General features: G+C 36.6%; 22 protein-coding genes. 8 read left to right on the top strand and 14 right to left on the bottom strand.

Features of this window, described 5'->3' with window-relative positions; translation table 11 throughout:
• Window positions 1-26: 26 nt before the first annotated feature.
• The 4 genes from G525_RS0109005 to G525_RS0108990 form a co-directional block, all read right to left on the bottom strand.
• On the bottom strand, window positions 27-776 hold the full coding sequence (locus G525_RS0109005; protein WP_027125887.1) for a cyclase family protein: 750 nt from the start codon (window positions 774-776) through the stop codon (window positions 27-29).
• On the bottom strand, window positions 773-1,993 hold the full coding sequence (gene hemW / locus G525_RS0109000; RefSeq protein ID WP_051209867.1) for a radical SAM family heme chaperone HemW: 1,221 nt from the start codon (window positions 1,991-1,993) through the stop codon (window positions 773-775). Before hemW ends, G525_RS0109005 begins: the two co-directional genes overlap by 4 nt.
• 205 nt (window positions 1,994-2,198) lie before the next feature.
• Entirely contained in the window at window positions 2,199-2,801 is a 603-nt protein-coding gene (ruvC, locus tag G525_RS20595) for a crossover junction endodeoxyribonuclease RuvC (RefSeq protein ID WP_245577758.1), read from the bottom strand.
• Entirely contained in the window at window positions 2,802-3,392 is a 591-nt protein-coding gene (locus tag G525_RS0108990) for a porin family protein (RefSeq protein ID WP_051209866.1), read from the bottom strand.
• An 81-nt stretch (window positions 3,393-3,473) separates the two neighbouring features.
• Here G525_RS0108990 and G525_RS0108985 point away from each other — a divergent pair, with 81 nt between their 5' ends.
• Window positions 3,474-4,442: a lysylphosphatidylglycerol synthase domain-containing protein gene (locus G525_RS0108985; protein ID WP_027125884.1), complete on the top strand. Its 969-nt coding sequence runs from the start codon at window positions 3,474-3,476 to the stop codon at window positions 4,440-4,442.
• On the top strand, window positions 4,439-5,572 hold the full coding sequence (locus G525_RS0108980; protein ID WP_027125883.1) for a glycosyltransferase: 1,134 nt from the start codon (window positions 4,439-4,441) through the stop codon (window positions 5,570-5,572). Before G525_RS0108985 ends, G525_RS0108980 begins: the two co-directional genes overlap by 4 nt.
• A gap of 740 nt (window positions 5,573-6,312) precedes the next feature.
• On the opposite strand, the gene G525_RS0108970 is transcribed toward G525_RS0108980, so the two are convergent.
• From G525_RS0108970 to G525_RS0108930, 9 genes are all read right to left on the bottom strand, one after another.
• Window positions 6,313-6,786, bottom strand: coding sequence for a hypothetical protein (locus G525_RS0108970; RefSeq protein WP_027125881.1), 474 nt, complete (start codon window positions 6,784-6,786; stop codon window positions 6,313-6,315).
• Between the two features lie 98 nt (window positions 6,787-6,884).
• Window positions 6,885-8,021: a tetratricopeptide repeat protein gene (locus tag G525_RS0108965; RefSeq protein WP_027125880.1), complete on the bottom strand. Its 1,137-nt coding sequence runs from the start codon at window positions 8,019-8,021 to the stop codon at window positions 6,885-6,887.
• Between the two features lie 141 nt (window positions 8,022-8,162).
• Window positions 8,163-10,439, bottom strand: a complete 2,277-nt coding sequence (locus G525_RS21710) for a M56 family metallopeptidase (RefSeq protein ID WP_051209864.1) — start codon at window positions 10,437-10,439, stop codon at window positions 8,163-8,165.
• A gap of 1 nt (window position 10,440) precedes the next feature.
• Window positions 10,441-10,803: a BlaI/MecI/CopY family transcriptional regulator gene (locus G525_RS0108955; protein ID WP_027125879.1), complete on the bottom strand. Its 363-nt coding sequence runs from the start codon at window positions 10,801-10,803 to the stop codon at window positions 10,441-10,443.
• Between the two features lie 607 nt (window positions 10,804-11,410).
• Window positions 11,411-12,079: a response regulator gene (locus G525_RS0108950; RefSeq protein ID WP_027125878.1), complete on the bottom strand. Its 669-nt coding sequence runs from the start codon at window positions 12,077-12,079 to the stop codon at window positions 11,411-11,413.
• 6 nt (window positions 12,080-12,085) lie between these two features.
• Window positions 12,086-14,116 (bottom strand): tetratricopeptide repeat-containing sensor histidine kinase, encoded by a 2,031-nt coding sequence (locus G525_RS20585; protein WP_051209863.1) that lies wholly within the window; start codon window positions 14,114-14,116, stop codon window positions 12,086-12,088.
• A 153-nt stretch (window positions 14,117-14,269) separates the two neighbouring features.
• Window positions 14,270-14,449 (bottom strand): hypothetical protein, encoded by a 180-nt coding sequence (locus G525_RS0108940; RefSeq protein ID WP_027125877.1) that lies wholly within the window; start codon window positions 14,447-14,449, stop codon window positions 14,270-14,272.
• Window positions 14,450-15,061: 612 nt separating this feature from the next.
• The gene (locus G525_RS0108935; protein ID WP_027125876.1) at window positions 15,062-15,748 is read right to left on the bottom strand and encodes a glycoside hydrolase family 78 protein; all 687 of its coding nucleotides are present in this window, start codon (window positions 15,746-15,748) and stop codon (window positions 15,062-15,064) included.
• Between the two features lie 2 nt (window positions 15,749-15,750).
• Complete coding sequence (locus G525_RS0108930) at window positions 15,751-20,676, bottom strand: YCF48-related protein (RefSeq protein WP_084647733.1); 4,926 nt, start codon at window positions 20,674-20,676, stop codon at window positions 15,751-15,753.
• Window positions 20,677-20,845: 169 nt separating this feature from the next.
• Here G525_RS0108930 and G525_RS0108925 point away from each other — a divergent pair, with 169 nt between their 5' ends.
• The 5 genes from G525_RS0108925 (at window position 20,846) to G525_RS0108905 (ending at window position 24,424) form a co-directional block, all read left to right on the top strand.
• Window positions 20,846-21,055 (top strand): hypothetical protein, encoded by a 210-nt coding sequence (locus tag G525_RS0108925; protein WP_027125874.1) that lies wholly within the window; start codon window positions 20,846-20,848, stop codon window positions 21,053-21,055.
• Window positions 21,056-21,590: 535 nt separating this feature from the next.
• Window positions 21,591-22,427: an RteC domain-containing protein gene (locus tag G525_RS0108920; protein ID WP_027125873.1), complete on the top strand. Its 837-nt coding sequence runs from the start codon at window positions 21,591-21,593 to the stop codon at window positions 22,425-22,427.
• Window positions 22,428-22,737: 310 nt separating this feature from the next.
• On the top strand, window positions 22,738-23,022 hold the full coding sequence (locus G525_RS0108915; RefSeq protein ID WP_027125872.1) for a helix-turn-helix domain-containing protein: 285 nt from the start codon (window positions 22,738-22,740) through the stop codon (window positions 23,020-23,022).
• 3 nt (window positions 23,023-23,025) lie between these two features.
• Complete coding sequence (locus G525_RS0108910; RefSeq protein ID WP_027125871.1) at window positions 23,026-23,778, top strand: hypothetical protein; 753 nt, start codon at window positions 23,026-23,028, stop codon at window positions 23,776-23,778.
• Window positions 23,762-24,424, top strand: a complete 663-nt coding sequence (locus G525_RS0108905) for a P-loop NTPase family protein (protein WP_027125870.1) — start codon at window positions 23,762-23,764, stop codon at window positions 24,422-24,424. The genes G525_RS0108910 and G525_RS0108905 overlap by 17 nt, the downstream gene beginning before the upstream one ends.
• 104 nt (window positions 24,425-24,528) lie before the next feature.
• Here the strand turns inward: G525_RS0108905 and G525_RS0108900 are convergent, their stop codons facing one another.
• On the bottom strand, window positions 24,529-25,161 hold the full coding sequence (locus tag G525_RS0108900) for an N-acetylmuramoyl-L-alanine amidase family protein (RefSeq protein WP_027125869.1): 633 nt from the start codon (window positions 25,159-25,161) through the stop codon (window positions 24,529-24,531).
• 188 nt (window positions 25,162-25,349) lie between these two features.
• Here G525_RS0108900 and G525_RS0108895 point away from each other — a divergent pair, with 188 nt between their 5' ends.
• Window positions 25,350-25,637: a hypothetical protein gene (locus tag G525_RS0108895; RefSeq protein ID WP_027125868.1), complete on the top strand. Its 288-nt coding sequence runs from the start codon at window positions 25,350-25,352 to the stop codon at window positions 25,635-25,637.
• The last annotated feature ends 2 nt before the right edge of the window (window positions 25,638-25,639 follow it).

Raw genomic sequence — 25,639 nt, 5'->3', positions numbered from 1 at the left:
ACTCAAGTTTTAAAGTTGTTTTCATGTCAATCAATGAGTTCATATAGCACTGGTTTACTTGGAGTAGCATCATTTTCAAATGGTGCAATTTGCAGATTTAACATATAACTCCCGTCCATTATTTTGTTTCTCACATATATAAATTCAGTGATGGTGCAATCCAACCTTCTATTGCCATCAAAATCCCAAAAAGCCTTGTGTGACAGTAATTTTCCTCCATCATGTTCGCGGTCTACACTTGGCAAATCTACCAACAAATGTTTGATTCCTTTTTCCCGTAGAAACACCATCGCCTCCTCAGTTAAATAAGTCCAATTGGTCTCAGAATAATGCCGATTCTTTTTACTTTTTGTATTGGGCATTGTCCGGATAACAAGCGCTTCAGGCGTTTTACCCTTCAGCAAGAGTGCAATTTGATTTTTGGAAACCACCGTGTCCTTCATGTAGTTTTCTGGAGCAACAGAAATTAATTCTGCAGTAAAAAAGAACTGTTTTAAATTCTTGTTAATGGAGTGGCCTTCTTCCGTAATATGACCAATACATTCCGTATGCGTCCCGTGGGCATGTGGATTGAAATAAATATTATTGAAATTGACCGCAGCACCCGCCTTCACACTTCCAATCCAATCGTCATTTTTAACGGGTTCAATTTTTGGTTCTCCAATATACCACGCATTGACGTTAGTTGTTGAAGCTCGAAGTGGGATGGAAATATCAAGTGGTTTTGATAAGTCAATTTTTATTATTTTGGAATGGTGCTCGATGATTGCTTTCAAGATAAATTGATTTTAAAAAGATCAGATGCAATGCCATCACTCAAAAATTTGCCCTTTTTTGTGACCAGCAGCTTGCCATCGTCAAGATACAATAAATGTTCCATAATATGTTTTTCGGATTGCGCCAAAAGATACGTTTTATACGATTCGCCAAATTCCTGTGCTACTTTCTCTAAACTAACACCCCAAATGGTTCTTAAACCAGTCATTATATATTCATTATATCTATCATTAATAGAAAGAGTTTCCGTTTCGATAGGAACAATGTTCTTATCTAAAGATTTGATGTATTTTGAGTTATTCCGCACATTCCACCCACGGTGTTTTCCATCAAATGAATGCGCCGAAGGTCCAATCCCTAAATACGGTATACCTTGCCAATAGGCCGAGTTGTTGCGACTAAAATATCCTTCCTTTCCAAAATTTGAAAGTTCATAATGTATAAATCCAGCGCCTTCCAGTTTTTCAATAAGAATATGAAATTGCTCTTGCGCCAAATCATCATCTACATTTTTGATAATCCCTTTTTTGATAAAAGTCGCCAAAGCTGTTTTAGGCTCAACGGTCAATGCGTAACTTGAAATATGAGGAATGTCAAACGCCAGTGCGGTTTCAATATTGTCAATCCAGCGCTCGTTACTCATCCCCGGAATACTATAGATCAAATCGATGGAAATATTATCGAAGTGCTTGGTAGCTTCTTCCAAACATTTCTTTGCTTCTTCCGAATTGTGCGCGCGATTCATCAGTTTTAAATCCTCTTCATAAAAAGATTGGATGCCAATGGAAAGACGATTGATTCCGATGGTTTTGTAATCTTTGAAAATTGTTAAAGGAAGCATTTCGGCTGCGCTCAGGGAGTCAGGCTCACTAATGAGATCATCAGGATTGGCTTCTATCGTAATTTCAGGCTTTTCAGAGACATTATAATTTTTGTAGACTTCATCAATCAAAAATTTTAATTCTTCAATCGCTAATAAACTTGGGGTGCCTCCACCAAAATAAATGGTTGCAACGTATTTGTTTTTGAATTCGTCTTTTCGCAATACCAATTCTTTAGCCAAGGCATTGACCAATTCATCCTTTTTATTTAATGAGGTTGAAAAATGGAAGTCGCAATAGTGACAGGCTTGTTTGCAAAAGGGGATGTGGATGTAAATGCCGAAAGACCCATCCAACTTTCTCGAAGTGGAAGCACTCTTATTCGCGTGGTTCATGTTTTTGTACTTCAAAATGGATTATCCTTTTCTAATGATGTTCAACAATGGTTTTGTTTGTAAAATTGGTTTTCGGGATTAAAAGATTAACGAAAATAAAAAAGCTATTCCACAAAGCCCCTTGAAGTTTCATAAAGAAACACTTAAGTGAATACGGATCTGCTGGCTGAAGATTACTAACTTCCTAATACAGAACAAAAAAGCCTCACACTTTCTTTTTTCTCAAATCAATAATCGGATTGTTTTTGACGCCACCTTTGGTCGCAGGGGTGCTATTTTGCTTTACAAAAGCACTCCATCCGGAATAACTTTTCCCAATTTCAATCTTGCCTTCATTATAAAAGTGACATACGGCAGCGGCGAGACCATCCATGGAGTCCAAGTTTTTTGGCAAAGTCTTTAAACCCAATAAACTTTGGAGCATTTTCGCCACCTGTTCTTTACTGGCATTTCCGTTGCCAGTAATGGCCATTTTGATTTTTTTTGGAGCATATTCGGTAATCGGAACTTCTCTGCTCAAACCTGCTGCCATCGCGACCCCTTGCGCACGACCCAATTTTAGCATACTCTGAACGTTTTTTCCAAAAAATGGTGCTTCAATCGCTATTTCATCAGGATGATGGGTATCAATAAGTTCGATGGTACGTTCAAAAATAAGTTTGAGTTTGAGATAGTGATCATCGTACTTTTTGAGGTCAAGTTCGTTGAGCTGTATAAAAGACATCGTTTTACCCACCACTTTTATAAGTCCAAAACCCATGATAGTCGTACCAGGATCAATCCCTAAAATAATTTTTTCTTTTATCATCTAATAAGAACAGTAATTGCACCCACTCAAAGATATAGATACTCCTATGGCAACATAAGCTAAATCGCCATTAAATGAAAATCCATCCGTGACCACATTATATTTATCACTACCAGCAAGCGAATATGCATAAGATCCATCCGCAAAAATTGATACAGACTTTGACAGCCTGTAATGCAATTCAAGACCGGCCAATAGATTTATATATGTATAAGTGTTATTTGAAAAATTACCCAAAGGTTTGGTCATACTCACACCCAGACCTGCATGTGCCACGATGCCAATTGGTGGTGGCAAAAAGGTAAATATATCTTTAAAATCATACACTGCCTGCGCATTAATGCGGGTATAATTTAATTTGTAAGGTAAAGAACTCTCTGCTTCAGACGACCGATTGTAACCCAAATCAAGCTTAGCACCCCAGTTTCTGGCAAACATGTACTGAACTCCAAAATTAATGGTAGGGAAATTGATTTGTTTCGAGAAATAGCCAGGAGTTTGACCTTCATCAAGCGTATTATTGATCCCTAACGCAAGCTGTAATTTCCATTTCTCAACATCCCTTTGTCCTACACATAAAGACGTGGTCATAAGTGTTAAAAACAAAAGCCAACTCAAGTTTTGTATTTTAAAATAAGGTGTCATAAGCTAATTATCATTTAATTTGCGATTATGTTTATAGCAATCTCCTACAAAACTAAACAATTCTCGCTTGTACTTATAAAATTAGGACTTGTTGTTGCCGCATTTTATTTTATATATCTAAAACTATTTCAAAATAAGGATTTAAATTTTAAAGAGCTGATTCAGAATCTGACGGATCTTAGCTCAATTACCACAAATACTAGTATTATTTTAGTAACTCTGAGTTTTTTTAACTGGTTTTTTGAAATCCTGAAATGGCAGACCTTAGTAGCTAATATTTCAAAAATCTCATTTCAGGAAGCCACATCACAAAGTCTAGGCGCACTTACTGCGTCATTATTTACACCAAACCGAATTGGAGAATACGGGGCAAAAGCAATGTACTATCAATGGTATCTTCGAAAAAAAATAATGCTTTTGAATTTGTTGTCGCATAGCTTACAAATGGCCATGACCACAATTTTTGGAACATTGGGTCTTGCCTATTTTATTTTATATTTTCAACCAAAATTGAATTATGGCGGACTCTTAATTTCGGTTTTACTTGTGGGTATTATAGTCATCAGTATGATGCATCTCCTAAAAGTATCTTGGTTTAAAAAGCAAAAACACGCATTTAACCGACTGATTAATTTCGCAAAATCAATTTCCAAGAACAGCGTCTTAAAAACAGTTTTGTTTTCTTTAATGCGTTACTTGATTTTCTCTTTTCAATTTTATTATTTGTTGGTTCTATTTGGGATTGATCTATACTATCTGGAAGCTATGGCAGCTATTTCCACCATGTACCTGTTATCCTCCATTATTCCATCCATTTTTATTTTTGATGTAGTTATTAAAGGTGGTGTTGCGGTGTATGTATTCGGGATTTTTGGCATTCCTAATCCTATTATATTATCTGTCGTCACTTTGATGTGGGTATTAAATTTTGTATTGCCTAGCGTCATTGGCAGTTACCACGTATTGACTTTTAAACTTCCTAAAACCGTTTCATGATCTCCCTTATTATAGGCATTACGGTAATTTATATTTTCTTGATCGGGAGTTTTATTCTGGGTTTTGATCGGATTCAATTGTTTGAACTGACCTTCCTAAAACCAAAAACACGCTTCAGTATTATTATTCCTTTTCGGAACGAAGCCAAAAACCTTCCTCTGCTTTTAAAATCAATTTCAAGATTAAAATATCCGAAAGATTATTTTGAAATTATTTTTGTAGATGACGATTCTGACGATGATTCAGTTGACGTGCTCAATGCAATTCTGACAGAAACAGGGATCACGCCAACTGATATTAAGGTTATTAAAAATGTAAACTCCTCCAATTCACCGAAAAAAGATGCTATTAGCTTGGCGATTTTGCGAGCCAAATATGATTGGGTCGTTACCACAGATGCTGATTGCACACTTCCCATCTATTGGCTGAACAGCTTTGACGAATGCATTCAGAAACAAAACCCTGATCTCATTGCTGCGCCGGTAACCTATCACCACACAAAAGGATTCTTACAAAATTTTCAACTTTTAGAAGTCTTAAGTTTACAAGGGGCAACCATTGGTGCATTTGGGATTAAAAACCCATTTTTATGCAATGGAGCCAATCTTGCTTATAAAAAATTACTTTTTAAAATGGTCAATGGTTTTCAGGGAAACTCAGAAATAGCAAGCGGCGATGACGTTTTCCTACTTGAAAAGGCAACTGAGCAGAAATTGGCCAAAGTGCACTATTTAAAATGCAAACAGACCATTGTCACTTCTACTGCTTTAAACTCAACACCTAATTTGATTGCTCAACGGGTCCGATGGGCCGCAAAATCAAGTGCGTCCAAAAGCATCTTTGGAAAGCTTACAAGTCTTGTTATTTTGGCGCAAAATGCACTTATCATCTGCGGACTTATTTTCACGGCATGTGGTATTTTAACACCAACAGCACTCCTATTTATTTTTATGGTAAAGCTCAGTATCGATTTTACTTTAATCTATAAAACCGCTAATTTCTTTGATCAAAAAAATCATCTAAAACATTACTTGCTATCTGCCTTATATTATCCGTTTTTCAGTGTTTGTGTGGTCTTTATTGCAATTTTTAAAGGCTATAAGTGGAAAGGTCGCAGATATCGTCAATAGAATAAGTGTCATTATTTTTGGTAGATTTACTATTCCATAAATTCGCTTTTATGAAAAAATTTGTACTCCTTGCGGTTTTTTTGTCCAGTTCTTTTTTTGCCAATGATCTAAGAAATCTATACTATGGCGGGGCAATCCATTCAACTAAAAAAACTGCCGTTGAAGGGGCTCTTGATTTGCTTTGGTCAATTACTGCCAAAGCGTTACCGCTATTCCACAAAAACAGAAGATCAATAATTCATTGATTTGAAGGCTACTCCAAATGCAGAAAACGAATACCAAGAGCAATTAAGAGAACCTACAAATAATACCTTAGAAGTTTCTAAAGTTATTTTGGATCTACCAAGTAGCACGCTTTATTGACAACTATAGCGCCACGGCCACCCCCAATTATAAGGCTATCGGTATCGGGTCTTAAATACTTCACTATTTAATTTGTACGGTGATGTCTAATTTCAACCCTTAATTTCACAAATGCCACCATCACTTTTGAAGATGATGAATCCAACAAGATTACGAAACAAATTGATGAAATCACGTTTGATGTGCCGGTTATTATAGGCCTAGGCGCAGATCTAAGATTGAGCGATAGGATGTATGCCAATTCGAGCTACAACCAAATTTCTGCTATCTTTTTCAAAAACCAAGGCAACTTTTCTACTGATATTACCTTTGGACTTCAATTCAAACTCAATTAACCCACTTATTCTTTAGCAGCTGTTTTTAGTTCTAAAATATATTTATTTGATATTGACAATGACCGGCAAACTGAACTCAGTGGCTACTTGCTGACTGCGCTTTATGGCGGAATAAATTTTTGGTAGAGAATCAAAACTATGCCTCAAGACGCTATCCAACTGCGGAATCTGTTCTCTGGTCAAGGCATTCATGTCAATGTTCTTAATTGAAAATTGACCGGTTTTATCGATATGAATTTTTAAAACTACGGTATCTGACACATCCTCAGTCACCACAATTTTTTGATTGGCTAAATGGGATGTGAGCAGCTCATAAAGGTGATTTTCAAAACAGGTTTTCTTTTCTTGAGTTGTGGTGGCGCTATCACAATCAGAAAACGTTGGATAGTCATCCACGTCATTCCAATTGATGGCTTGCATTTCTTCTTCCAAGAGTTGTTCAGTGGAGACTTTTTTAGCTTGAAAATAATCGCAAGACGTCAGGACGATAAAGAAAACAAGTAATAGTAGCTTCATTGTATAAGGGTACTGAAGCTGAAAAGTACAATTTTTTTGGAGAATAAATTCACAAGACCTATTTCTGAACGCTAATTTCTTTAATGATGATTTGAACCTTACTCAGATTTCATAAATTTTTCTTCCTTTAACTCCTGTAATCGTTTATTGGCAAAGGGTACATAGACACTTTTAGGGAATTTCTCCATGAAAACCTCATAGACCTTAATTTTAGAATCTCTATCAACATAATACTCATCTTTTGTACGCACCAAAAAGAATTGTGCCACTTCATCCTGTGGATTTTCCTTAATTGCCCTGTTCAGAGCAACGATTGCTTCCTTATATTTCTTTTGCAAATTTAAAACAGTTGCCAATTTTACATACTCTGCGTTTAAAGGCTGGTCCATGAGATTTAAAGCTTTGCTGATCCATTCTTCTGCGGCAGCATAATCATTAACCTTCTCATATAACTGACCTAAAACATATAGATTTCCTGATTTTTTTCGATCATAGGCCACAGCATGACTGGCATGAACAATCGCCTTGTCAAATAAAGCCTGTTCTGCATAACAAAAGCTCAACTTCTCATGGATAAACTGAGAGCTTTCGCCTAAATCCAATAGTTTTTCGAACCAGATCGTAGCTTCTTTATAATCTTCCTTCCAATAATAATTAAGTGCTTTTAAACTGATCAGTTCTGCATTGTTGGCAAAGCTTTCCAATCCGGTATCAATATATTGAAGGGATGCCTCATGCTTGCGATTTACTAAATAGTATCGGGCTATTTTAGCAATGGACTTTTGGTGGGTTTTGTCGAGATTATACGCAGAATGATATCTGTTCATGGCCGTAGAATCACCCTGTTGTTCAAATACGAGACCTAATTCATAATGGTAATTTGGATTTATATAATCAAGATAGACCAACTCACTGAATAGCACTGCCGCATCATTGAACTTCTTCGTTCTGGAAAGTAGCTTGGCATAATCATACTTAATTAAGGCATCCTCAGGAAATGCGTTCAGCGCTTTCTCATAATTCTCCAAGGCCAGATCATAATTACCCAATGCCAAATGGGCTTTTGCCATCTTTTCATAAACGCGTTCCTGCTTTTCATACTTTTGAAACAATGCAATAGCCTGGGAATAATTACCATGGACATACAAGCTGTCTGCGCGCTTCAAATCAGCTTCTTGGGCTTGGACATTCCACGTAAGCAACACGATAATTAAAAAGTAATAGCATTTCGTCATGAAGATCTTTATTGGTATTTGGCATGATGGTCTTGGTCATTAAAGCGCGAATTGAAGTTTTGCATCTTACATACTTTCAAAATTCTTATGCTGTGCAAAATCACTTCCCGGAAAAAGAGATGTGTTTTCGCCAACGTCCATCTATTTTTGGACGTTAAAAAGAATAGGAAGACTGTAAGGCACGATTACTGCTTTACCACGTTGCTTGCCAGGAAGCATTTTTGGCAACATGCCAATCACTCGAATGGCTTCTTTTTCTAATTCAGGATGCGGTGCTCTTGCTCTAATGTTTGAAATCGTGCCATCGGTACCAATTTTAAAGATCACCATCATACGTTGCTTTCCTTCTAGCCCCAATTTCTTTGCCAATTTCACATCGAAATTTTTATTGACAAATTGACTTATATAATCAGAAGTACAGGTCCTACGACTATCTCTTGAACCAAACTCTTCGCAAGATGGAAACGTTGGCGCTTCTTCAATTACGGCAAAAGGAACTTCGATATTTTCATCCATATTTTGTTCTCGGAGCTCAACATTTTCTACGATGTTATCAGCGTTACCTGTAATTTTATTATCCGTTTTTTCACTTTCGACACTATCATCTTGCACCATAAACAGGATAGGTAAACTATAAGGCACCGTAACGGCTTTCCCTTTTTGTTTTCCTGGCGTGAATTCAGGTAATAGTTGTATTACCCTAATCGCTTCCTCCTCTAAGGCTAGATGTGGTGCTCTCGCTTTGATCTCTCTAATCTTTCCGTCCTTGCCCAATTTAAAGATAACACTGATGCGCTGCTTTCCTTTAAGATTATGTTCTTTAGCGATGTCGACATTGAAGTTTTTATTGACAAACATTGACACCTTATCAGACATACATTGTTTGCGCTCTTTATTTGAATTAAAATCTTCGCAACCTGTAAATATAGGTACTTCGTCTACCACTGCGAAAGGGACTTCAATATCATAAGCTTCAAAATCATCTTTTTTCCTATCTTTATCTTTTTTAGTAAAATCTACCGATATATTGGATTTCCCATCGGTCATGTTAAGTTTGTTATAAAAATCATCTTTTTCAACCAGAGTCAATAGTTCTGCTTTACGTTTTTTTTCAGCTTCGGTCAAATTTCCCATATCATCAACAACCAAACGCTTCTCACCAATTGACGCAAGTTCTTCCCAACTTTTTTTAGCTAAATCAGTCTTTTTGTAGGCCAGATAGTCTTCATACGTCTTGTAGTTATTTGTAATTCGTTTATACCTCTCATCATCATCTTCCTTAAATTCACCTTCAGCTATCTTTCGATCCTTCATAGCTTTATACATGTAATTCATAAAAGCCTGATTTTTGGCAACATTTTCTTTGCTGTCGATATAGTTATCCGTTTTTTGAGTATACTTTTTGAATACTTCAGCGACACCTTTTTCAGTTGACATCATTTCTAATATCTCATTGTAATATTTGTCCACAAGTTCCTGAAAGGTCAATTCTTGAGTTTTAGATTCCTTCTGAAAGATTGGAAAAGGATCTTTAATTTCACCCGCATAAGACGAGGTGTACATCAACATGCCCATAACCATAGGGACCAATAAGGCATATTTAATGAGATGGATTTGTTTTGATTTTGATTTGCTTAACATGACGATTCGTTTTTTGATTAATGATTGTTTGAAAAATGGATTGATGAATGAGATGTGCTGCGTCTCAAAAACTTGGGACAGCAAACTTTGAAAATAGGCTGATTTGCCTTTGTATTTGACGGCTTTAGCATCGGCGATGAACTCGTGCAAATTTGCCAATCTATTCTGATACATATAAATAAGCGGATTGAACCAAAATACAATTCTCAATATTTCGAAGATCAATAAATCCAGACTGTGCTTTTCTTTGACATGTACCATTTCGTGCTGTATGATATGCTCTTTCTTTTCAGCTTGAATATCAATCCCCAAAAAAATATAATGGAAAAAAGAGAAGGCCGCGCTGCTGTTCAATAAAAACACAAATAGAGCATCACCCTGCCAGCGCCGTGGATTTTTATAGAGCATGCGCACAATCTTTACGATTTTATAAACTAAAATACCTGCTGCCAACACCATCCCAGCAAGCCAAACATAAGTCCAAGAAAAGGTGATGGCTTGTTCCGAAACTTGCTCAGCGCCCATTACCATAATATTGGTATCAAACGTTGGTGACACCTCGCCAATAATAACTTCCGGAAGTCTGACAATCATAGGTTCTGGAACAATAGCCTTTATGCTTTCAAATTTCAGAAATGGCAACGTAAACGACAAAAATGCAGTACCGATTAAATAAGCGCGATTCCAATTAAAGAAGGTTTCTTTTTTCAGAAAGGCATCATAAATGATCAAAAAGAACACCTGAAATGCGATAGTTTGTAGAATATAGTGTAACATATCAATCTTCTTTTTTATTAATTTCCTTTAAAATAGACTCCATTTCTTTTAAGTTTAGGTCATTCTTCTTGACAAAAAAGGAAACCATACTCTTAAACGAACCCTGAAAATAATTATCCACCAGCATATTGATGCTTTGGTTGCTGTAATCCGTCTTTGCCATCAAAGGAAAGTACAAATGGCCTTTCCCCTGTTTTTCATAATCTACAAAGCCTTTGCTTTCCAAAATCCGAACAATGGTAGAAACGGTATTGTAGGCAGGTTTCGGTTTTGGTAACTCTGCAATAATGGCTTTAACGCTTGCTTTTTGCAATTGCCATAACACTTGCATAATCTCTTCTTCTGCTTTTGTAAGTTGTTTCATAATAAGGTCCTGCGAAGGCAGCTGTCTTTTGAGTTAATCTTAAATTTTATCAGGAATAAGGAAATTAAAAATCCATAATCCGCTAACTGTACGACGCCAATGTAACTAAAATTTTAGTTAAAACTAAATTATTAGTTACAAAATTTTAAAAGATTTTGTTGAAATTGAACACAATTGACCATCAGACACCTGTGGAATTATTAAGAAATGGCTTAAAACGAAATATTTTAATAGCTTCGAACTTTTTGTTTTGATGTCCTGTCATGGGAAATTGGATAAAGAAATAAACCAGCCAAAAAACTGAGAAACAAACTGAAGTTTTTAAATAGAACTCAATCACTCGCTATTATAAATAAATAAAACCTAATAACTTTCCAGAAGGTCAGTTATTAGGTTTGTGCTTTTTTGCTATTAATTCAACAAACATTTTAGAGGGATTAATTAATTGTTGTTGACCTGCCAAATATAGAAAACGGATATGATATTAAATTACGGTATTACCGTAGACTTGCTGTGGCAAAACCGTAGTTTCTAGCAGTAGCATGGCTTTGTTGCACGTTTAAAACTCAAACAAAAGTGAAGATTTGCCAGTTTCATTGATAAACAGTTACAAAAACCCTTTTTTCCGAGCTTCCTCAATGAGAGTTTCATCTTTTCCATCATTTACTGAGAACAACAGCTTCAGTTGTTTCTTGCGCTTTTCAATAGCACTCATAGAAAGATTAATATGCTCTCTTAGGGTAATGGTACGAATTCCTTGCGATAAAAGATGGAGGATCTTCCGATTAATATCATCCACATAAATATCGGCCGTGACTGATTTCTTTAAAAAATTGCTTACCGTGCTACTGTAATATGGTGGTGAAGATAAAATATGCTGAAAGGCTTCTGCAAGCTCACTGGAGGTCATATCGCTTTTGATCAAAAAACCGTCCGGATTAATTTCCTTGATAATATTATGCACCCTAAAAGATTCGTTAAACATGGTCAAGATAACTATTTTGGCATTGGGCATGATATCTCGCGTCATCTTTGCCAAATCTTCTCCTGAGGTCAATTTACCATTAGAAGATCCCGGAAGACTGATATCAAAAAAACAGATATCAAATGGTTTTTCCTTAGCGGCACGCTGTAATAATTCATTTGCGGTATCACAATCATTTGCCGTCTCTATTTGTAGTGTCTGATTTTCCTTTTTGGTGGCCATCAGGGTATTTTGGTAACCTTCAATAATAATAGGATGATCATCTACCATTAAAATATGAATGTTTTGCATAAACTTTTAGATTGTATAGGGGATTTTTATTTTTATGGTGGTGCCTTGATTAACTTGTGAATCAAATGCTACCGAACCATTTAGTTCTTTAATTCTCGAATTGATGTTTTTGAGGCCAATTCCCTTTTTGCTCTTATCAGGATCAAAGCCAATTCCGTCATCACTAATAGACAAGCAAATTACCGATTTTTTTAGTTGGAAACTAATATTAACCGTTTTTGCTTTGGCGTGTTTATAAATATTCTGAAGCGATTCCTGTACCACTCTATAGATGTTGATTTTAGTTTTATTAGAAACTGATTCCCAATAGATATCGTCCGTATAATTAAAATCATAGTCCAGTTGATAGGCTTCGGTCTGCTGCTCCACCATCTCTATCAAGATATCCATAAACCCTGAACCTGCCACAAAGTCGGTATCCAATTCATGGGAGATTTTCCGAATATCATGTTCTATGGTTTTAAGTTCTGTAATATATTTTGATCTTATTTGCACTGCTTCTTGTCCTTCAACTAAATTATAGCTATCCAAACTCAACCGTGTCCCAAAAAGTCGTCCCAACACCCCGTCATGTAACTCCTGTGAGATACTTCTTTTCTCCTCTGCCCTAGCTCCGTCAACTTTATCTTGCTGTGACAACATTAAATTATAGATCTCTTCATTGGCTGCCTGCTGATCTTGTTTAAATTCCAATTCCTTATTTTTATTCCGTTGCGTAATGATGATATAAACCAAGATAGACGTTAAGAGGAGAACAATAGAACTTATGTTCCACCACATTTTTTCTGTAGCAATGCGTTCATTTTCCAATTCGATTTGATCCGTCTCAAATTCAATACGTGCAAATTTATTCCTGATTCCGCGCTCATGTGCCAGAAGACTATCACTTAAATTGATGTAATCTTTCAAATAGGCTTTTCCGGTCTCTCCTGAATTGAGTTCAGAAAGAAGCACCATCGATTCCAGTAAAATATCATTTGAAGAAAGATAAGTTGCCAATTGATAGGATTCTTGTGCGTAAGTAATGGCATCGTCAATTTTATTTTGACTCTTATAAAATTTCGACAAATCAATGGTAACTGCCAACTTCGTCATAGGGTCCTCTAAACTATCACTCAGCCGGTAAGCCTCTTTTAGCATGTTTTCTATTGCAGCAGAATCCTTGTCTTCGGACTCAAATTTTGTAAATGCGAGGTTTTCAAGAATCAACGGATAAAAACTAGGATCTTCAATAAACAGTTCCTTTTGAGCTAAAATCTCATTATACAATTGAATCGCCCTAGTGTAATGCCCTTGTTTCCTTAAAACATAGGCTTTGTTATTGATGGAGGTATAATAATCTGATCGGCCATTTTTCATCCTATTGCTGATGCTTATGGCTTTCTCATGGTATTCAAGAGATGTTTCGTATTGGCCCAAATCAGATGAGATATTACCAAGTCTATTATTAAGGATCCAGAGCATCGGCAAGTTTTCTTTGTAGGAAGGAGAATCTTCTATGAGCCTGAGCGCCCTAATACACATTTCTTCACTTCCAAAATAATCTCTTTCAATATATTGAATTAAGGAAAGATTAGACATAACCTCTATTTTTCTCGAAATTTCCCCAACTTGATCATAGCTCTTAATGGCCTTTCTATAATAATAGTAGGCACTGTCATTTTGAGTCTGGGTTGAGTGGTAAAAACCCAGGTTATGATTGGCAATTCCAATAACGAGAGTATCATGTATTATTTTGGAAATCTCTAAGTTTTTATGATTGATCTTACTGAATTTTTCATAATCTCCTTGATATAAATATACGGTTGATAAAACTCTATTACTTCTTAAAATAATACTATCAACGTTTAATTCTTTTGAAAGTTCAACAGCCTTTTGAGCATATTTGTAACGTTCATCCAAAGATGTGGTTTTGTCCCTCCCTTGATTTCTAAGTTTTAAAATACTGTCATATTTAGCAGATTCAAGAAGGTCTTGAGCAGCACATTGGGGAACGGAAAGATAGAAAAAGATTAGAAAACAGAGGATTCTTAGCACTGAAATGAATTATTAAATTTTAAATTTAGAATAATTATTTGAAACACTGAATTTAATCGAAATTAAGTACGATTTAAAAAAAAGTCTTATATCCATAAACAAGTAAAGCTCTTATTAATCAAAATAAGAGCTTTTTAAATTTCCAAAAGAGGCTTATCCTTGGGTAGGAAGCACAACTTTATCTCTAGTATGCGCTAACAAATCATAATACGTTTTGGTTGTTTCTTGAACATCAGCTTTTTTTGCCGCTTCAAGACTCGTGTTCGCTTTGTACGTTTGGCTAGATACCATTAAGAATAATGCAAGTAATAGAGTAATTTTTAGGGTCTTCATTTTAATTCAATTTTAGGGGTTATATACTATTTAGTTAATTAATAATTGGGCATAAAAATGCCATTCGAGGGAAGAATGGATAATTAATTTTTAGGCATAGCGGCCCAACGTTGCATAAAACGTCGAGGGAAGAGGAGACATGCAACTTTGTCTAGTATAAAATGGACTAAAATGTTCTTGAATAAGTCGTTAGGGGCTCATTTAAGAACTACAAATATATTATAATAAAGTCACTAACAAAATTTTCATCCGTAAAGTGTAATATAAATTCGATGAAATGGAAATAAAAGTAACAATCTTCCTGTTAAAAAATTAAAATGACTAGATTTTATTTCAAAAATTAAGAACCTCGAACACCGTCTCAATCTGTGATGATTTTTAAAGAATCCACAAACCATCCCAAAACAAAAAAGCTTCTCGATTCTGTTAAAAACAGAAACGAAAAGCTTTCATCAGACTACTAAATTACTCTGGCATTACCCCTTCCCGACCCTATAAATCGAGATTTGGAAACATTAAAACATGTTTATAGTTCTGTAAAAAATATAATGTTGCACAGAGAAAAGACTTTTGCCATTTCAAACACCCACTTTTAAGCGTAGAGTTACGTGCTCAATTGACATCAAAATTCCATATTTGTCCGAAGGTTACACCACCCCGATTATCTTTAACGACATCATACCAATAATACTTGCTTTTAGATGTAACCTGCACCTGTATTTGTGGTGAAGGTTGATTGTGACCCACTAAAAGCATAGGCGGATTATCAGTTCCAAAATAGACATCAAAACGTAACGGGTCATTATCAACATCATTAGCTGACCATTTGAGGTCAATAAGCTGATCATCTATTTTAGCGTTTAAAATAGGCGACACCAATTGCGGTGAAAATGGCAAGTGATTTGAAACCGCTTCACCCTGGGTATAAAAACTAAACACTGGCGAAAAATTACTGGACGCATTTTTATCGTCTGAAGCCTTTACTCTCCAATAATAGAAAACCCCCTTCTTTAGCTTAAATGCGTGTGAAGTTGTGGTAGTTTTAGCACTGAAATCAAGGGTGCCGAACTGATTATCGGTAGCTACCTGGAGCATATATTCTATAGGATCATTGTTTGCATCACGAGCGGCCTCCCAACTAAAACTCACTGTGGAGTCTGTGCATAACAAATTATTTGTTGGATAAAACAATGCCGGGATTGTAGGAGCATCATTACTCTTCTCGGGCGGTGGAGCATCATCAGAACTGCCTCCGCACGACCACAACATCACACTTACTATCCATAAAACCTTTTTCATAGTTATTGTTTTAATAATTTTATTACTACTGGTGTTTCTGTATGCACCGTGATTAGATATAAGCCGCTGGACTGATCTTTCAGGCTCAGTTGCACATTCCCATCGGTTACAGGGTATTCACAATTAGATATCAATCGTAATTGCGCTGAATACATCGAAATAGAAATCGTTTTCTGCTGTACGGGTACTCTCATCTGAAAATCACCTTGGCTCGGGTTTGGGAAGATGCTAAATTCATTATCTATAGTAATGGTTCTGTGCAACACACCTTCACAGGCAATATCAGAATGTACCGCGATAATATCTCCATGCTTTACCTGCACTGAAAATGAAGGGTCGGATGTTTCCAAGTTCAAAGTTCCATTGATAAATATTTTGAAAGGTGCGGTCCCATTTTCCATATCCACCCTTAAGGATTCTGACTGTACGGAAGTTCTTCCCAAAATAGGGGCGGCAGCTGGCAACTCTACCTTATAACATTGTTTATACGAAGTTTCAGCTTCAACAATACAAAACTCATAACTTTTGGGAGGAAGGTCTTGAAGTGATAATGCTGTTGTAAATTGATGCTTTACACCATTTAAGGACACTTGATAAGCCTTGCCCACGCTGGCGGTGATATTGATTTTTCCATTATTCGATCCGGGACAGGATTCACCAATAACCTCAACCTTAAAATTATTGGAGGGCAGGGGTTTGGCCAATATCGCAACATCTAAATGTGCTTCCTGCCTGAGTCCGGTGTTTGCGTTTGTGGCAATGAGTTGCACTTTTCCCAAACCAGATTTGCCCCAATCCAACTTCATTTTATCATTGGATACCGTGAAGTTTTGATGCCCGGCAGCTAACCAATGGTAGCGTATATCAGCATGGATTGCTGTAGAATAGCCATGATTATTTGAAAACTCTTCAACCTCGGTAGCGCCATTGATGCTGACCATAGACTCTTGCTTAGCGACCGTCACGGTCATCTCCCTCACACTTCCAGATGCACAGTTGTCATAAGATTGCACTGTTATTTTATAAGTTCCTGGAACCGTCCATTCCACAGAAGCTGTATTACCAGAATAACTGATTTTATGAGGTCCGGTCACCGTCCATACGTAATTGGCATCAAGATCATTGTTTACCTGATACTGTTCCGTCGTTCTCTCGCGCACATAAACTGGACCAGCTATCGGACTGGCAGGAGCTAAGGATTGTTTCCCTCTCAGCTGTATAAATGTTTTATAACCGATAGCAAAAAGTTTTTCGTTGGCAAAATAAACTGCAGATAAGTCATCACCATGAGATACGAGCTCCCAATGGTCACCAGCATTCACCGTTCTGAAAATCATATCTTGGGATACGGTAAACCACTCTGAGGTTGTGACAGGAAGGATAAATCTGATTTCTGGCAGAGTTTTGCTGGTTTGTTTCCAAGTAACGCCGCCATCTATAGTTTTAAACAGGCCTTGCGAGGTGCCAGCAAAACCAATGTCATCTTTAAGATTTACAGCATACACGCTCATGTAGGCATCTCCAATGATTTCCAAAGGCACTGGCATCCATGTCAATCCACCGTCAGTTGTCTTGTACAGGCCATTCACTACCGTCCCCACATAGCCTTCATTTTCATTTTTAAAAAACAGATTCCATCCATTCTCGGGCACTGAACTCAAATGTGTCCAACTATGGCCGCTATCTTCTGATTTGAAAACACCTTCATGAGCTGTCGCATACACTATCCTTTCATTGACATAAAATAGAGTCTTAAAACTTGACGCATTTAAAATAGTCCAGTTGCTACCATAATCAATGCTTTTGAACAGACCATCTTGTGTTGAGATATAAATAGTCTTTTCAACAACTGACACATTCTTGACATCTTGGCCCGGTGCCGTAATACGCTCCCAGGTTACACCCCCGTCAAAAGATCTAGCGCCCTCATAAGATCCAAACACCAATCCTAAATTATCTTTCATATATATAGAACCTGTAGGATCAAAACCTAAGGCCAAATAAGAGACTGTGGTCCAAGGATTTTGGGCCTCTTGGGCATAAATAATGTGTCCCGGTGTTAAGCCCACACAGCAGGAAGCTCCGTGACCCACCATAATTTTTTTAGTGCCATCCGGACTTAAGGCTATGCTCTGCAGCCCACGATGGTAATCTTCCAAACGCTCCTCTACCCACGTCTTGCCAGAATCGTTGGTTTTGAATAACGAACCCTCCGTTAACACATAACCAATGTGGTCATTAAAAAATTTTAAATCTATGATATCTGTCGCATACTCGAGTTTTGAAACCACCTTCCAGGTCTTTCCACTGTCTAAGGTTTGAATAATCTTACCACTGCCCGTTCCAATAAATCCAACGGTATCATTTATAAAAAAAACCTTCGTAAATCTTTCGAATGTTGACAATCCTGATACCTGTAGCTCTTTTGATTCCCAAGTTGTGCCACCATCAAGGGTGGTATATATAAATTTTGAACTCCCTACAACAATGCCTTTATCGGCATTAAAAAAGTGCGCCGATTGATGATTGTTGTAGCCCACGTTTTTTTGCTTCCAATAACGGCCACCGTCGGTAGTACTATAAATAGTACCGTTTTCTCCAAAAAGATAACCTACCATTTCGTTTACGAAATATAAATTTCTTGGTGGGTAGGCCGCATTAGTCAATTTAATTTTGAACCATGTTTCTCCGCCATCTTCAGTTTTGAATAACCCATCTCCAATGGCATAACCTATTGTTGCATTGACAAATTGAAGATTGATTAGGTGTTTATGATCCTTACTGTTGATCCGTCTCCACGTCATACCGGCATCATCAGATTTCAAAATGGCGCCATGGCTTCCAACTGCAACCACCGTAGTGGCATCTAAAAATGTGACAGCGTTTAGACCATATCCCATGTTGACCTCTTCTACACCACAAGCTTCTAAAACAGGAGCTTCAATAACATCTAAGACGCTAATGGCAAACTGTTGAATGAGCTCGAGATTAGTAGTGTTATTGACACCACTAATAGAAATCTGATAGGTGTTTTTTTGCTCAAAATCAAAACTCTCCTTAGTCTTTAAAAGGTTGCCTTTAATTTTGAAATAGGCATTATCAGGATACTCCGGATCTACCGGCAATTGAAAGGCAATACCATCGACATTATCTTTTACCTTTAATTTACCCACCAGATAATTGTTGCCCGCATTCTCTGGTATAGAACTGCTATCAAGTAGAATGGTTGCTTCTGAATTTGTGAAGTCAATCATTTTTTTAAGCTGTATGGACTGACCATCGCTTAACCCTATTTCAGGCTCCGAAAATCCGGTTAATGCGATTTCAAATAAAGGGAAATTAACATCTGTACTATAGAAATATAAACTTGCATGTTTGACCCCCTTTGTACTTGGATAGAACAAAATTTCAAGTTCGGATGTCTCTCCAGGATTCATTTTCTGGTTCAAACGATCTTGGCCATTTTGAAATTCTGAACTCGCAATGGCATCATTGATATAAAAATCCCTTCCAACCACCTCAACTTTAGAAAAAACGAGCTCTTTATTTCCAATATTTTTCAAATCCAAAAGCACCTTGGCGACGCTATCTAGTTTTGATTCAAAATAAAGATCATCCTTCACATTGATTAAATGGGTCTGCTTCTTAACTTCCAAAATTGGGTTTGAAGAGATTGTGTATAGCGCAGTTCTTTCTTGATATGCTGCCTTAAAATACAATTCCCCTCCGGCAGCCTTCATAGTAAAATAACCATCGGATCCATGATAAACTATAGGCACGTTAGAAATTTTTGCTTCACTTTCAGTACTCCCACTGTTGGCCCAAATTTTTTGGCCACCGATATAATATAGCAAGTCTTCAAACACCACCAAGTTTGCCCAAGGATCAAGACGTGTATTTCCAACTTTTACTGTTCCTTCGGTCGTGCCATCTGATTTCCATAGTTTGTGATCAAGTGCGTTTCCTGCCCTAAAAAACAAATCATCTTTATAATCTATAAAGTTGGTGATATTGGAACCAAAAAGATGAGGATCCCAGGTAAAGGTTTTAACCAAAATAGTGCCGTCCTGGGTACCATTAGTTTTCCATAAATCATCGGTATTCTGACCGTTTTCTACTCTTTTTGCTATAGAAAAATAAACAGAACTGCCCACTTTAGTCATATTGAGAAGTTTCTGATCTCCAGAAAATTCGTGTAACAATATCGGATTCTCGTCCGCCTCTAGCTTATACAGACGAATCGCACTATCATAAGAGTTGTACGTTGTATAAAACAAAGCGTTATCCACTGCCATTAAACGATTGGTGGAATAATATACATCAGAAGGATATTCTTTAAAACCGTTCTGCGGATCATATGACATTAACATACTGCCACTCAATGTAAAATATAACTTATTATGTACTGCAACCAAATGAGACATCGTTGAGCCTTCTGCATCATGTAATTTTACGGTACCGTTTTCAGTGCCATCCGTTTTCCACAATTGATATCCTCCGCCAAGAAAATGATCGGTAGCCGTAAAATAAAGTTCATTATTAAAAACAGTAAAATTGCTAGGATTTGAACTTCCACCAAGAGCCTGATGACTATTTTTTACCATCCGCGTACCTTGTTCAGTGCCGTCAGTTTTCCATAATTCCCGACCGAAAAATCCGTCATTGGCCGAGAAATAAACTTCCCCATTAAAGACCGTCAGCTCTGCAGGATCACTAGATTGTAAGGTATTAATATCTTTAATTAAAAAGGTATTCGCTTTGGTGCCATCTGTCTTCCACAGTTCAAAACCTCTCTCATCTGTAGCTACGAAATAGGAATCGGTTCCCAAAGAAACCAGTTCTGTTATAGAAAAAAAATCTTTGATAAAAGTTTGGCCTTGAGCCACAGAAAAAAGGAAACAAAACAGCAGGGTGTAGTAGTATTTCATAAGGTTGATTTGGAGGTTCTAATTATGGGATAAATGTAGTTTTATTTTCAATTCAAAATACATTTGAATTAAATCTATCTCTAAGTATTTAGCCTTTAATAAAAGTGTTCCTAGAGTCTGCATTCTGCTGTTCTCAGGAATTCATAACTTTTAACTTAATCCTCTTTTTATGACTTCCGACGAATTCACAAACCACCCCAAAACAAAAAAGCATCCCGATCCTGTTGAAAACAGAAAAGGAAAGCTTCTCATCGGAATACCAAATTGCTTTGGTATCACTACGTCCCGAATCTCTTCGGAAACAACACAACATCTTCTCGATCCCATGACGATGGGAATCTTGCCAAAAAAAGCTCCAAATTTCTTTAGAGCTTCTTAGCATTATTGCGGTCTGGACGGGACTCGAACTTTGTTCAATTATCCCAACCATATCAACACTCTTGTTAAATCTCTTTTTCTATGTTGACGATTTGTGACCTTAAACACGTGGGTTATGGTACAATTTGATTTCGTCTGGTGCAAAAATACTAAATAGAATCAATTAACCATACTTAATATTAATAAAAGCACTTAAAATGTTTCGTGGAACCTATTTTGGTTCCAAATATGAATTATCACGGTATTATCTGCTTTCATATCCAGACTATTGTACTCCACTGCCATTAATCTTAACTTCAACCACTACCTACATTTGTTCTTTGTTGGTAATGAAAATTTCGGCTATCCTAAAATCTAAAGAATTAGAGATATGTAGCGAGTCTCAAAATAATGTAAATCAATAAGTTATTATAGTTAGGCATGCTTTTTGTAATCTCTTCCATACAACTATTTATAGCGTGTCATCTTCCTAAATTCTCTCAACTATTCAATATTGACTCTATTTATAGTCTCCTAAAACTCTAAATAGATATGATATGGATTTAGAACTACTTACACAGAATTTAGAACAAGAATTACTGGATATTGATGAAAATTCAAATACGATTATTGAAAGGTGCAAACGGTCCATAGTAGCTTGCAATAAACTTTTACAACTATTTCAGCGAGAAATTAATAAAAATGGGTTTAGCTCTGTTCCCGAGGAAATTTATTTTTTCCAATTCACAAAGCAAATGCCTTTACAGCATTTAATCTACTTTTCTGAAATACTCTCATTTGAACTTCAATTTCCAAAGGCCGATAAGGTTATTCAACGAAAATTTACAAGAAAAAAAATTCAAAATATCAATCGATTTTTCATTTATAATTTGGACTTTATACAATACACAGATTCAGATTACCACCATTTTGATCGAGAATACTATACACGTGAGTTTCTGGATAATTACCACATAGTCACTTCTAAAGTCTATTTTCAAGATTCAAAATTTTCAACCCCCAGAGATTTGCTTTTGGGTAAATTTAGAGCGTATGGTTGGTTTCTTATTTATCTTGAAAATCGCTTAGCGAATTTAACTTTAACTTTGCCAAGTACTGAGAACACTAGTGATAAGCTGAAAAAATTGGCATGGCCATTTACTAACACTGATTGGGTGGAACTAGTTTATGCAATTTACTTTGCCGGACTCTCACATAAGAACAATTTAAATATCAGAAAAGTGTCAAAAGCATTGCAACAAACTTTTGATTATATTCCCAAAGATCTTTACAAAACGTTCCAGCATATTAAATACCGAAAAAACAGTAAAACCCTATTTTTAGATTCGCTCTGCTCAGCCTTATTATTAGAAATTAAAAAAAGTCATGAATAGTATTAATATGTCCCTATTTTCGACTTCTAAAAAGACAGTAGTACTGTCGACCTACCGTTATCATCTTTTCACTGCTGTTTCCATTTTATTTATACCTATTTGATGATGGACTCTGAAGAAACAACAAGTAAATAACCGCAAAACGCATCAAATTTCAAAATGTTAAATTTTGACCGTAGTACGGTTGACATGGGGGAAAAAATCCAATAATATTATCCAAATTTGTAGAACGAAAGTCAAATCAGGTCAGGGGCTATCAAATTAGTTGAAAGCAATGCGATAGCCTTTTTACCATTAAAATCGCTCTATTATGCCAACAAGTATTATTACCACAGACGACCTTCGGGAATTCAAAATGGAATTGCTCGATGACATCAAAAAATTATTATCCAAACAAACAACAGGAAAACTTAAAAAATATCTCAAATCTTCCGAGGTTATGGATTTACTTCAAGTAAGTCCAGGCACTTTACAGAATCTTCGTATCAATGGTACTTTACCCTACAACAAAGTTGGTGGCATCATCTACTATGACGCAGAGGAAATTCAAAAAGTTATGGATGCCAACCGTGTGCAGCACGGCCTAAATTCTTAAAAGATGAACTACATAAAGCTACTTAATGCGGCTTTTGAAAAGTTCTATTTCGATGACCGCCTAAATCCTACCCATATCAGTTTGTATATGGCGCTATTTCAGGAATGGAACAGCAGTCGTTTTGCGGATGAACTTTATGTGAACCGAAGGGATTTGATGAGAGCTTCGAAAATTGGCTCTAAAACCACATATCACAGATGTGTTACAGAATTGGATTCTTGGAACTACTTATCCTACTTCCCTTCAAACAATCCATATAAAGGCAGTAAAATTAAGATGTCCATTATCGGGACAAGTGATGAACCTGTTACGGGACAGTACAATCCCACATTAGAACAACTTGCGGAACACTACCGTCCCATACGTGAACCAGTAGTGTACCAACACCATCCCACTAATGGACAAGCTGTGGACTCGCACCGTCCCACCAGTGGACAAGCACTGGTATCTACTATAAACAATACCAAACAAGTAAACACTATAAAACAACCAAAGGGCTGGCAGGCCGTTATTGATTTTTTTATTGAAAAAGATTTTAATGCTGATGAAGGAAAAAAATTCTTCGAATATTACGAAACTCGGAATTGGCAAACGAGTGATGGAAATGAAATTAGGGATTGGCGCGCTTTAGCGAGCAACTGGATGGACAGAACAGAATTATTCAACAAGGAAAACAACCCAAACAAAAAACAAGCGTCCCAAATCAAGGACAACTTGCGGACTACTAAAAATAAAGATTATGGACAACCCCTCTAAAATTACCGAAGGAGGCGTGGAATACTCGCTCGGAAAGTTTGATGGCAAAAGCGTGCTCTATGATTTTGACAAAATCCTGGTTTACTTGGAAGCAAAAGGGAAATTGCTCTTTGGAGAACAATTTAGAATTTACCCTGAGGACACGGTTATCATCCGCAAACTGTGTCACTATTTCATAAAAGACCAAGAAAATTGTATGAAAGATGACATTGATCCTGACAAAGGAATTCTTCTATCCGGACCAGTGGGATGTGGAAAGACAACTTTGATGAAATTGTTACGGCACATTGTCCCATTGCAACGACCCTACGAAGTGATTCCCTGTCGGAATGTGGCGTTTAGCTTTAATCACATTGGCTTCAAAACGATTGAAGATTACGGAAATACCAAATTCTTCTGCTTTGATGACTTGGGCATTGAACCTGCTGGGCGATTTTATGGCAAGGATCTCAATGTAATGGGGGAAGTGCTTTTATCGCGTTACGAATTATATCTGCAATCCAAGAAGAAAATAAAAACCCACGCCACCACTAATCTCAACGCAGAAGAATTGGAGGAACGCTATGGAAACCGCGTTCGCAGCAGAATGCGTGAGCTATTTAATTTAATTGCTTTTGACGAGAGTGCTGGGGATAAGAGGAAATAAATCAACTTCTGAAAGACTTATATAATAAAATTACTTCAGAAATAAATTGTTGAACAATGGTTTTCAAACTCATCGTTAATTCTAAAAATAAATCTTTCATAATATTACTGATTTTGTATGGATAGCAGAATGGCCAATGCGATATGTTGGATATTATCGGAATCAGAAATATAGCTGGCTTCATCGATATTACTCAAAAATCCAAGTTCCAAAAGCATTGATGCACAATAGTGATTCATTTCTCGCAAAACCTGAAAATTCGCAAACTTCACACCTCGACTGTCATATCCTACCCTTTTGCATAGTATCTTTTCAGTTTGATATCCTATAACTACGGATTCTCTTGAATAATCCCCTTGCACTCTTGAAGCATAAACCTCTATGCCTCTTGCATTCGGATTATCCGAATGATTACAATGCAAGGAAATAAACAGATCTGCTTTTAGAGCTTTAGCTAGTTTTGTTCTATCAAATAACGAAATAAGCGTATCGCTATATCTCGTTAAGTAAATATCCAGCGTTTTTTCAGCCTGTTCGTTAAGTCTCAATATCTTCAATGCAATATCCAGTACAACATCCTTTTCCTGGATGCCATTTATTCCGATTGCACCGGAATCCATTCCACCGTGCCCAACATCGATAATTATAATTTTTTGAGTTGCCGGTTCCTGTCCAAAAATGAGAGACATTTTTAGAAGCAAAATGACAAAGCTGACGTTTTTGAACACTTTTTTCACTTTAATTTTTCAGATTATCAACAACCGATATTCAAAATTCCATAAAATTTAATGCCAAATAACAGCAAAGGAATTCAAATGATATCAAACAACATTTTATTCACAAATATTTGATTATCAATTATTTAAAAGTAAATATATGTATATTTCCAATAACGAAAACAATCCAAAATTTAAACTGTTCCGTTATGAAAAAATCAATCTATTTCGCAGCTCTTATTTCACTATTCTCAACCTCGCTTTTTGCGCAGATTGGAGGTATTGAAGATTCCGTTAATGATGTTTCGGACACCATCAGGACAATTTTCCCAATTATATTGGGAGTCATCTTTCTTGTGGGTTTTCTGTTTAATGCAGGACACTTCTTTGGCGAAAACGCTGACCTTAAAAAGGGGATTACACGGGTTCTTGTGTTTGTACTCATTGCAGGTGCGGTGGTCGGGATATTCACTTACCTAATCTCCATCGTAGTCTAACC

Origin of the sequence: Gelidibacter mesophilus DSM 14095 (assembly GCF_000423005.1) — a bacterium.
Classification (GTDB): Bacteria; Bacteroidota; Bacteroidia; order Flavobacteriales; family Flavobacteriaceae; genus Gelidibacter; species Gelidibacter mesophilus.
Note: the sequence above shows the minus strand (reverse complement) of the source record. Positions and strands in the feature narration are given on the sequence as shown.